Raw genomic sequence first — 10,996 nt, 5'->3', positions numbered from 1 at the left:
TCAGTCAAAATCGGGACGTGCTTTCTTCTATTTTTGAGACTTACTGCCCAGCCTCACAGGAAATTTTGAGACCTAGGCTCAAAATTTAGCCATGAAACCGCAGGTTTGCTGGCGTCCTTTGCTACTTTCAGGAAATTCCATTAAATAAATTTTTTACGACGAATGCGCTGCACGCTAAACGCCATTATGATATATAAAACGGTAAATAAAACAATCATTCCTAAATGGAATGCATAACTAGAAAACTCTGTTGAAGAATTGCTCGCTGCAGAAGTCACATAATAAACAGGGAAGAATTTAGCAATGTTTACTCCATATGAACTTACTAATTCTAAAGGAACAAAAATTCCGGATAAAAATGCCAGCCCCGTTCCCAAAATTGTACTTGCAGCTGAATAAGCATATTGATTCTCGCCAATTACTACTGCACAAAGAAATGACAAAGCATAAGCTGAAATTGCCGACGCTGTACTTAATAATAAAATCTTCAATGCTTGAGAACTTGCATAAAATTCAGGAGCTAAAATCCCTACAAAAAGCAGATTAATACCAACAATTAAACCTACAATCGTTAACCCTGCTAAAAATTGTTCCAACATCACTTGACGCTCATCTTTCATTGCAATCGCAATTCTCTTGGCAACTTCTTTCCCCTTCATTTTAGAAAAAATCGTACCAAATAAATAAATGAACACTGAAAAATAAATAAATGGGCTATAGGCAAAATAAATTTTACCAAATTGTTCTTTAGAGTATTGACTGGATACCGCTTCCTCTTTAGAAAGAATCGTTACTGTTACTTCTTGATCTATAATCTTTTCAATTCTTTCTAGAATAAAATTCCCTTCTTTTTTCAAAGCAACTGCATATCGAAGATAAGAATTTACATACTCACGAATTAAATGTCCCGATAATGAATTGGAGATTTCCATCTCAACAACTTCTTGTTCTTTGTCCAATTTTGAATGTACATCACTTGGAATCCATAATCCTGCATCTACATCTCCTGCATAGATAGCTTCTTTCATACTTATATCACTTTTTGTTGTTTTTTGTACTTCATGTTTCTTTTGAAGAGTTTGAATCAATTGATTAATGATTTCATCAGTTCCATTCGACTCATCTTTTATCATCATTTTAATAGAAGTATCTTCAAAATTACTTGTTTCCTTCTTTCCAGAAATTTGAAGTAAAGCCATCCCCATAAAAATAACTAAATAAATAATGCCATATATTTTGTAACGATTCGCAAGTTTTAAAAAATACTTATAAACTGTCATAACGTGTTCTCCTTAATCTCCATAATGCAAAGACCATTAATAGAAGTGTATAAATTCCAAGTAATCCAAAAATACGAGGCATTTGTGTCCCCTCATTTAAACGGTTTAATTGATAAAATCCAGACATAATCAAAGCTACCGGATTATACTGATTCACCCATGGAAGATGGCTATTCATAAATACTCGTATACTACTTCCCATTAAGCCTGCAATAGCAGATGCAATCATATTGGTCATTAATGCTACTATAATCCGTCCTTGTATACTCAACTGTTGCAGAGTTCCTATTAAAATTCCAAAGGATAATCCAAAAACATTTCCTATAAGCATTAATAAAATACTACCTGTCCAATCCGTAAATAACTGTAATTTTAAAATTTGAGTCATATACACTAATAAAAGGGCATTCGAAAGCACATTTAACGTTAATCCTGTAGCAAAACTGTAAATCAGAAATTTCCATTTACTAAATGAACTTCCCATAACTCTTCGTCCCACTTCAGATAAATTACCATTCATATATGCTACACAAACAACTCCACTAAAGATAGAATACATTGCAAAACTTGCTAGACTTGAATAGAACATCATTGTTCCTTCACTAACATCACTCTTTGTTTCTTTAATCCAACTTTTTTTAAAATCAATAGTGGAGGCACTTTTTCCAAGAGATTGAACTTGTTTGATTTGAGTGACCACATTTTTCAAAACACTTTGTGGAACACCGGATTCTTTTGCCACTACAATATCTAGATTATTTTCAACAAATCCATCTGCTTTTTCTTCAAGCGTTAACTGCTTTCCTTCTTCTGCTGATGCTACATCAATAATTTCAAAATTTTCACCTGCTTGTTCGAATACAAAATGAAAAGGATGATCCTTAGTTATCGCCACTCGAACGGGATTTAATTCCTGATGAATCACACTAGAAAGAGATAAATAAAAGAAAGTCGTTAAAATCACTGGATAACATAATACCCAAAATGAAAATGCAAAATCTTTTACCGTATTTTTAAATAAATACTTAAATAACTTTAGAAATGTCATCATCTATCACGAAGTCCTTTCCCAGTATATGCTAGAAATACATCATCTAAACTTGGTTGTTCACTATATAAACGGACATAATTTAACTGCAATTCTTCAATCGTATTGGCTACATGCATTAAATGATTGTTCCCTTTTTTAAAATGAAATTTCAACTGTTGCTTTTGTTCTTCCATTACTAAAATTTGAGGAATTTGTCTTAATCGCTCTAATTGTTCACTTGTTGGAATCGTTGTTAATTCTACTTGAATAATTTCTGAAGTAGTAATCGATGCTTTTAATTCTTGAGACGTTCCAGAGATAATGCTCTTTCCTTTATCCATAATCACAATACGATCACTTAATCCATCCACTTCATCTAAATAATGAGTAGTATAAATAATGGTACTGCCTTTTTCATTTAATTGACGAATTCCGTCTAAAATAAACGAACGACTTTGAGTATCCACCGCAACAGTCGGTTCATCAAAGAAAATTAAAGAAGGTTTATGGACGATTCCGCAAGCAATATTTAATCGGCGTTTCAATCCGCCACTTAACTTTTTAGGTAGAAATTTACGAAAATCTTGTAATTCTGTAAATTCAATCGCTTCTTTTACATATTGTTTTCGCAATGTTGAATCTGAAATGTATAGTCCACAAAAGAAATCAATATTTTCTTCCACTGTTAAATTTTCTAAATAAGCTAACTCTTGTGGTACAATTCCAATTTGCCCTCTAGCTTTAGCAGATAATGGAAATTGATTTTCTCCTAATACGGTAATCTCTCCACTATCAAATGTTAAAAATCCTAGCATACAATTGATTAAAGTAGTTTTTCCACATCCATTTGGACCAAGAAGTGCTAATAACTCCCCTTTTTGAATCTCAATTTCAAAGTGATTTAATGCCATTAAATCTTTATATCGTTTCACTAACCCTTTAACTACAATACTTGTTTCCATATTTTCACCTATCCTTTCATCACAATCTTAGTATATAAAATGTCTTCACTCTTACCTAGTGTCAAATATCATCATCTGCATATGACATTTGTCATATTTTTATAGAATTTTGTGACTTTTGCAGTTATACTACAATAAAAAGCAGATTGGAGGGATAGTCTTGCGTACATTCATTGAAAAATCATTATTTTTTATTCTCATCAGTATTTTTTTAGCACAGGAGAATATTGAACTGATGACAATTTTTCTAGGATTTTGTATCTATATCCTCTCTCTTTCGCCTTATGTCAGTTCAAAATTCATTTCATCAATTGCATTAGGGATTTCTGGATTTCTTTGTGTTCTTTATCCACAGACTGGACTTTATAGTGTACTATTCATCATGCATGCGGTTCATTTATATGGTTTATGGGGAATTTTTTCTGGGGGGATTTTAATTTTATATCCTAATTTATTTACCCTTATTCTCGGCAGCATTGGCAGTTATATCATATTACAAACTCAAAAAGATGAAGCTTTTCAAAAGAAAAATTATCAAATCCAAAATAATTTAGAACTAGAACGCTTAAAATTAATACAACGACAACAATCAAATTCTGAAGAAGTTTTAAAGCAAATGGAAATTGCAACCTTGAAAGAAAGAAATCGGATTTCTCATGCATTACATGATCAATTAGGACATACTTTGAGTGCTTCTATTATGCAATTGGAAGCTCTACAAATTATTACGACTGAACCCGTTGTGGAAGAAAAATTAGAACATTTATCAAGCATTTTACAACAGGAAATGGATGACATTCGATTAACAATTCATCAAATGTATGATGACTCATTCTCACTTTCGCAAAGAATGGATACACTCCTTCAACCTTTGAAAGAAAAAGCACAGCTAAATTTTACAAATACTATCTCAGATAGTATTCCTATTAATGTAAAATATGATATTTTAACGATCTGTAAGGAATTGACAACAAACTTTATGAAACATTCTAATGGAACGCAAATTCAATTATTCCTTTTAGAACAAAAAACAACTTACACTATTGATTATAGAGACAATGGTGATCGTCCAACGAATACTCCCTCAGGCATGGGACTAACCATGATGAAGGAATTAGTGGAAAAACATAATGGAGATTTTACACTTCAAATAAAAAATGGATACGAAATTTTTATTCGTATTCCAAAACAGGAGGCCTCTCATGATTAAAACGATTCTTATCGATGATGATTATTTAGTGTTACAAGCATTAGAAACCATCCTTTCTGCCCAATCTCATATTGAAGTCGTTGGTATGGGGAGTAATGGAGCTGAAGCGATTCAACTATATCAACAACATCAGCCTGATTTAGTATTAATGGACATTCGAATGGAGCCTACTTCTGGGATTGATGCAGCTAGTCATATTTTACAAGAATATCCTGAAGCAAAAATTTTATTTTTAACGACCTTTCAAGATGATGAATATATTACGAAAGCATTAGCACTAGGTTGTAAAGGTTATTTATTAAAGCAACATATTAAAGGCATTATCCCTGCTATCGAAGCGGTTATGAATAATCAAATAGTATATGATTCAACAATCGATATGCCGGTTAAAAAAGTCTATCAAAGAAAAACAAGCAAACTTCTGAATGAACGTGAAAATGAATTATTGTATTTAGTAGCAGAAGGATACAATAATAAAGAAATCGCAGAAAAAATGTACCTAAGCGAAGGCACCATACGAAACTACCTCTCCTTACTTTTAGAGAAATTAAACCTAAGAGACAGAACCCAATTAGCGATTTATTACTATAAAGATTTGGTAGAATGAACTATTAATGACGAAACAAAGACACCACAAAGTGGTGTCTTTTTAATATGCCATTATAAAAAAAGGAATTTCCTCGTAGCAGTAGTGATTGAAACGGCACAGCGGTTCCAATCACAGGAAATTTTGAGACCATAGGCTCAAAATTTAGCCATGAGATCGCAGGTCTGCTGGCGTCCTTTGCTACATATCGGAAATTCCATTTCTATCTACAATACGTCTTCCATCTTATGATGGCAAACAAAAAGGAATTTCCCCGTAGCAGTAGTGATTGAAACGGCATTAGCCGTTCCAATCACAGGAAATTTTGAGACCTCAGGCTCAAAATTTAGCCATGAAACCGCAGGTTTGCTGGCGTCCTTTGCTACATCTTGGAAATTTCATTAAAAAATTTATTTATATTATAAACGATTGTTCAACTCTTCTGCTAGTTCTTCAAATCCTGGCTTCCCTAATAAAGCAAACATATTTTTCTTATACGCTTCAACACCAGGTTGGTCAAACGGATTCACACCATTTAAGTAACCAGAAATACCTACAGCAATTTCAAAGAAGTAAATTAAATGACCTAAAGTATAAGCTGACATATCAGGAATCGTTACAACAAAGTTTGGTACTTGACCATCCGTATGCGCTAATAAAGTACCTTGGAAAGCTTTTGTATTTACAAAATCCATTGTTTTACCTTGTAAATAACCTAAACCATCTAAATCTTCCTCAGTTTCAGGAATTGTTACAGTTTCATTAGGAGTACCCACTTTAATAACCGTTTCGAAGATATTACGTTGACCTTCTTGGATATATTGACCTAATGAGTGTAAATCAGTTGAGAAGTTCGCACTTGAAGGATAAATACCTTTCAAATCTTTCCCTTCAGATTCACCGAATAATTGTTTCCACCATTCAGAGAAGTATTGTAAAGTTGGCTCATAATTAATTAATAATTCAGTCACTTTACCTTTACGGTATAACACATTTCTAGCTACCGCATATTGATAAGCTTCATTTTCTTTTAAGTTTGGTGAGCTATAAGCCACACGAGCATCTTCAGCCCCTTGCATTAACGCATCTACATCTGCACCAGTTACAGCAATTGGTAATAAACCTACAGCTGTTAATACAGTGAAACGTCCACCTACATCATCTGGAATAACAAATGTTTGATAACCTTCAACATCTGCTTCTGATTTTAATGCTCCACGAGCACGGTCAGTTGTTGCATAAATACGTTTAACCGCTTCTTCTTTACCATATTTTTTAATTAATAAATCTTTAAATACACGGAACGCAATTGCTGGTTCTGTAGTTGTACCTGATTTAGAAATTACGTTTACTGAAAAATCACGGTCTCCAATTAACTCAATTAAACCATGTAAGTAAGTTGAGCTAATGCTATTTCCTGCAAATAACACTTGAGGTGTTTTACGTTGTTCTGCTGGTAAATAGTTGTAGAATGCATGATTTAAGAAATCAATTGCTGCACGGGCTCCTAAATATGAACCACCGATACCAATAACAACTAATACTTCAGAATCTTCTTGAATTTTTTTAGCTGCTTCTTTGATACGAGCAAATTCTTCTTTATCATAGTCACGAGGTAAGTTAATCCAACCAGTGAAATCTGCACCTGCTCCTAATCCCTCTCTTAAATCTTTGTCAACTGCTGTTACAGTTGATTGTAATTGATTGATTTCTTCTTGATTAAAGAAACCTAATGCTTTGGAATAATCAAATGAAATATGTCCCATGATGAACCTCCTAAAAATTTCTTCTTCTATTATATCAATTTTTCTATCAAATGAGTACTACTATGCTTTATTTTCTTTCGGCTTTACAAATTTTTCTTGCGCCTCTTCAATCCAATACGGCAATTGATGCGCTAAAGATGAAAATCCAATTGGAGGAGTAAAGCGTTTCTTATTTCGCTTAATTCTCGTTGGTGTAGAAGGTACATCTAATTTTTCTAATGCACGAATTGATAAACTAATTTTATCGGTAAATTCATCTACATCAATTACTTTTGCAGTTACTTCTTCTCCAATTTTTACAAAATTATGCACATTATCCATATATCCATGCTTACATTCAGAAATATGAATTAATCCTTGTGTTTCTTCATCCAATGCTAGAAAAATTCCATAAGGCTGAACTCCTGTCACTTTAGCAGTAATCACATCTCCAATGCGATACGTCTGTGTCATGTTCAACCCCTACCTTTTCACTACTGTCGTTGATTCAATCACAACATCTTCTAATGGACGGTCTTGACCATTGCATTTAACAGATTCAATTTTTAATACAACGTCCATTCCTTCAACAACACGACCAAAAACGGTATGACGATGATCTAACCAAGGTGTTCCACCATCTTTTGCATAAGCTTCAACAATTTTTTCTGGCCATCCCATCTCTTTTAATTGCGTTAACATTTGAGCAGGAACATGTTTCGCTGTTACGATGAAAAATTGTGAACCATTTGTATTTGGTCCAGCATTTGCCATTGAAAGAGCTCCGTAAAGATTAAATAATTCTTTTGAAAATTCATCTTCAAATTTTGGACCCCAAATCGATTCTCCACCCATACCAGTACCAGTTGGGTCTCCACCTTGAATCATAAAATCTTCAATCACACGATGAAAAATCACCCCGTCATAATAGCCATTTTTCGCATGTGTCACAAAGTTTTTAACTGTCTTAGGTGCACGCTTTTTAAATAATTCTAAAGTAATATCCCCCATATTTGTATGTAAAATTACAACAGGGTTTCCTTTTAATTGTCTTCTTAATTGTGGAAATATAACCATTTTCCCCTTATTCTTCCCTTCTTTTCTAAGTTTTATACTGCTTCAATTAAACCATAAAATGCCTTTTTTATCAATTTATGGACGAAGTTTCAACTTACTCTTCTCCAACAGAAGCAACGATTTGTGCCCAATAGCGATCCACTAATAAATCTTTCTCTGGCTTTGCTTTTTCTAATTGCTTTTCTGCAATTTTTAACAGTTCTTCTGAAACTGGAATAAAATGAGAAATTTTCTTTCCATTTACAATATAAATTCCTACTCCTGCTTCTTGTTGGTTACTAAAAAGAATACGATCAAATACAATATTTTTTTGCAACATTCGATCTACACAGTAATATTTTACAATTTCAATAATACGATCGTCGTAACCTTCTTCCGCAATGCATAACTTTTCAAAAAATTCATCACAACTTCCCACATAACGAACTGCATATCCGCTATCTAAGAAATCTTGATTCGTTGTTTGATCATCGATTAATACTTGTTGTAATTCTTTTTGCATTTCTTCTTCCTTCGGATAGAAATGAATCAAAATTTTCTTATCCATATCTTGGTAATTCAAAATATATGGAATAAAGTATTTTTGCCCACAATGTGGACAAGTACATTGAAATACTGTTTGATTGATTAATTTTTCTTTTAACTCTGGAGTTTCAGTCACATTTACATTTTGATAAATCGTATAGTCAAAAGACTTTTGACATGTTTCACAGTGAATTGGGACTTGATTGACTTCTGTCATGAATATACCTTCTTTCGAATTCTACTGTGCCTAGTATACCACGCTCGTCAAAAACTTTCCCCTTTTATTTACTGTTTTTTCTTTCCTTATTTGGTATAACGTTTGAGAATATGGTATAGTATAAAGGACTAATTAGGAAAGAGTGTATATATATGACTATTTTTGAAAATTATCCTTTAATAGCAGCATTATTATCAATATTATTTGCACAATTTGTTAAATTTCCAATTGCATTTTTCACAAGAAAAAAAGGAGCACATTTATCCCTTATGACAAGTACGGGTGGAATGCCGAGTTCTCACTCTGCAGCCGTTACTTCCCTTATTACAGCTCTTGGATTGGAATATGGATTTGCTTCTCCTCTTGTAGCAATTGCCACAACATTTGGTGTGATTGTCATGTTTGATGCGATGGCGGTTAGACGTCAAAGTGGTGAACAAGGAATTTTATTATCTCAATTATTTGAGGAACAATTAAGAGATGAATCTACAAAATTATCAGAGATTGAAATTGATGATGATGAACCGATTCAATTATTTAATACAGAAGAAAATAAAAAATTAATTATTAAGAAATATCTTGGACATAAGCCCGTAGAAGTATTTGGTGGAGCAATGACAGGAATTGTGATTGCTATCCTATTACGCTTCTTATATTTCTAAGAATGGAGAATGAAATGACAACAGAAATCGTAGATATTGCCATTATTGGTGGCGGACCCGTTGGATTATTTACAGCTTTTTACGCAGGACTTCGTCAAGCTAGTGTAAAAATTATCGAAAGCCTTCCTCAACTTGGAGGACAACCAGGAATGTTATATCCTGAAAAAATGATTTACGATATTCCTGCTTATCCTGAAATTTTAGCGGGAGATTTAGTAGAAAACTTAATCAAGCAATTAGATCGATTTGACGCTACACAAATTTGCTTAGAAGAAGAAGCTCTGCAAATTGAAAAGCATGAAGACTACTATGAAATTACAACCTCTAAACAAACACACTGCGCAAGAACCATTATTATTGCATGCGGAAATGGAGCTTTCCGTCCTCGTAAATTAGAATTAGAAGGCGCAGAAAATTATGAAAACAAACAATTGCACTACTTCGTAACGAATTTAGAACAATTTAGAGATAAAAACATTGCCATTTGTGGTGGCGGAGATTCAGCAGTTGACTGGGCATTAACATTAGAAAAAATTGCGAAAAAAGTTAGCATCATTCACCGTCGCCCACAATTTAGAGCGCAAGAACATAGTGTTGAATTACTACAACAATCTTCTATTGAAATCTTCACACCGTTCATTCCTGAACGCTTAAACGGAGATGGAAATACGCTTCAATCTGTTACATTCAAACAAGCTCGTGGAGAAGAAGAAATCGAATTAGAAGTGGACGACTTTATTGTCAGCTATGGTATTTCCTCTTCTATCGGATCCATTAAAGATTGGGGATTAGAATTGCAAAGAAATGCGATTATCACAAATAGCAAAATGGAAACAAACCTTCCAGGTATATTTGCCGTTGGAGACATTGCCACTTACGAAGGAAAAGTTCAAATTATCGCAACAGGATTTGGGGAAGCGCCGATTGCTGTCAACCAAGCAATGGCATACATTCACCCTGAGAAGAGAATTCAAACAGTTCATAGTTCTTCTCTTTTCTAGGAATATATGTTATAATGATGTATTCGTTTCCACTTTTAAATTCTGGAAACGTGGAAGGAGAGTTTTTTATGAAAAATACAAAAGAATTACATGAATATGCACTATCACTTCTTCATGAACGTGGAGTTGAATTAGAAGAAATTGCAAAATTAGTTTATTTCTTACAAGAACCATATTTTCCTAATTTAACGCTTGAACACTGCTACAATAATGTTGAATTTGTTCTAAAAAAACGTGAAGTACAAAATGCCATTATTACAGGAATTGAGTTAGATAAATTAGCTGAAAAAAATCAATTATCACAACCATTAAATGATATTCTTACAAAAGATGAAGGTTTATATGGTGTAGACGAAATTCTTGCTTTATCAATCGTAAATGTGTATGGTTCTATCGGATTTACAAACTATGGTTATATCGATAAAGTAAAACCAGGAATTTTAGAATTATTAAATGATAAATCAAGTGGCTACTGCCACACATTCTTAGATGATATCGTAGGTGCTATTGCAGCAGCAGCAGCAAGTCGTGTAGCCCACGGATATCCAGAATACCAAGAATCTGAATTAGATTAATTCAGTAACATAACATTAAATAAACTTTTCTAAAGTATCAAGGACGGCAAGGAAATCGATATTACGATTTCCGGTTGTTCGACAAATCCTGTTGGTGAGAAATCACCGACAGGATTTTTTATATGC

At 33.3% G+C, this 10,996-nt stretch carries 12 protein-coding genes; 5 read left to right on the top strand and 7 right to left on the bottom strand.

Translation table 11 applies throughout. The features are described from left to right. Window positions 1-140 precede the first annotated feature (140 nt). The 3 genes from RYK07_RS08170 to RYK07_RS08160 are packed head-to-tail and all read right to left on the bottom strand — an operon-like array spanning window position 141 to window position 3,272. Window positions 141-1,280, bottom strand: coding sequence for an ABC transporter permease (locus RYK07_RS08170; protein ID WP_314853372.1), 1,140 nt, complete (start codon window positions 1,278-1,280; stop codon window positions 141-143). Then, window positions 1,267-2,331: an ABC transporter permease gene (locus tag RYK07_RS08165; protein WP_314853370.1), complete on the bottom strand. Its 1,065-nt coding sequence runs from the start codon at window positions 2,329-2,331 to the stop codon at window positions 1,267-1,269. Before RYK07_RS08165 ends, RYK07_RS08170 begins: the two co-directional genes overlap by 14 nt. Next, window positions 2,328-3,272, bottom strand: a complete 945-nt coding sequence (locus RYK07_RS08160) for an ABC transporter ATP-binding protein (RefSeq protein ID WP_314078407.1) — start codon at window positions 3,270-3,272, stop codon at window positions 2,328-2,330. Before RYK07_RS08160 ends, RYK07_RS08165 begins: the two co-directional genes overlap by 4 nt. 235 nt (window positions 3,273-3,507) lie before the next feature. Between RYK07_RS08160 and RYK07_RS08155 the strand changes: the two genes are divergently transcribed. Beyond that, window positions 3,508-4,482, top strand: coding sequence for a histidine kinase (locus RYK07_RS08155; RefSeq protein WP_314853368.1), 975 nt, complete (start codon window positions 3,508-3,510; stop codon window positions 4,480-4,482). Beyond that, window positions 4,475-5,089: a response regulator transcription factor gene (locus RYK07_RS08150; protein ID WP_314853366.1), complete on the top strand. Its 615-nt coding sequence runs from the start codon at window positions 4,475-4,477 to the stop codon at window positions 5,087-5,089. Before RYK07_RS08155 ends, RYK07_RS08150 begins: the two co-directional genes overlap by 8 nt. Before the next feature lie 398 nt (window positions 5,090-5,487). Here RYK07_RS08150 and RYK07_RS08145 read toward each other — a convergent pair whose 3' ends face one another. The 4 genes from RYK07_RS08145 to RYK07_RS08130 form a co-directional block, all read right to left on the bottom strand. Then, window positions 5,488-6,834: a glucose-6-phosphate isomerase gene (locus tag RYK07_RS08145; protein WP_006702337.1), complete on the bottom strand. Its 1,347-nt coding sequence runs from the start codon at window positions 6,832-6,834 to the stop codon at window positions 5,488-5,490. Window positions 6,835-6,894: 60 nt separating this feature from the next. Continuing rightward, window positions 6,895-7,287 (bottom strand): CvfD/Ygs/GSP13 family RNA-binding post-transcriptional regulator, encoded by a 393-nt coding sequence (locus RYK07_RS08140; RefSeq protein WP_006702336.1) that lies wholly within the window; start codon window positions 7,285-7,287, stop codon window positions 6,895-6,897. A gap of 9 nt (window positions 7,288-7,296) precedes the next feature. Then, the gene (locus RYK07_RS08135) at window positions 7,297-7,890 is read right to left on the bottom strand and encodes a peptidylprolyl isomerase (protein WP_314853364.1); all 594 of its coding nucleotides are present in this window, start codon (window positions 7,888-7,890) and stop codon (window positions 7,297-7,299) included. A 94-nt stretch (window positions 7,891-7,984) separates the two neighbouring features. Further along, the gene (locus RYK07_RS08130) at window positions 7,985-8,632 is read right to left on the bottom strand and encodes a CpXC domain-containing protein (RefSeq protein ID WP_314258010.1); all 648 of its coding nucleotides are present in this window, start codon (window positions 8,630-8,632) and stop codon (window positions 7,985-7,987) included. Window positions 8,633-8,784: 152 nt separating this feature from the next. Between RYK07_RS08130 and RYK07_RS08125 the strand changes: the two genes are divergently transcribed. The 3 genes from RYK07_RS08125 to RYK07_RS08115 all read left to right on the top strand — a co-directional run bounded on the left by RYK07_RS08125 (window position 8,785) and on the right by RYK07_RS08115 (window position 10,870). Beyond that, a complete protein-coding gene (locus tag RYK07_RS08125; RefSeq protein WP_314853363.1) occupies window positions 8,785-9,294 on the top strand; it encodes a divergent PAP2 family protein in 510 nt (169 codons plus the stop codon). A gap of 14 nt (window positions 9,295-9,308) precedes the next feature. Further along, window positions 9,309-10,295: an NAD(P)/FAD-dependent oxidoreductase gene (locus RYK07_RS08120; protein ID WP_314853362.1), complete on the top strand. Its 987-nt coding sequence runs from the start codon at window positions 9,309-9,311 to the stop codon at window positions 10,293-10,295. 68 nt (window positions 10,296-10,363) lie between these two features. Further along, window positions 10,364-10,870, top strand: coding sequence for a phosphatidylglycerophosphatase A (locus RYK07_RS08115; protein ID WP_314680497.1), 507 nt, complete (start codon window positions 10,364-10,366; stop codon window positions 10,868-10,870). Window positions 10,871-10,996: the final 126 nt, after the last annotated feature.

Source organism: uncultured Granulicatella sp., from assembly GCF_963528315.1.
Lineage (GTDB): Bacteria > Bacillota > Bacilli > Lactobacillales > Aerococcaceae > Granulicatella.
This window is presented reverse-complemented; position numbering and strand designations above follow the sequence as displayed.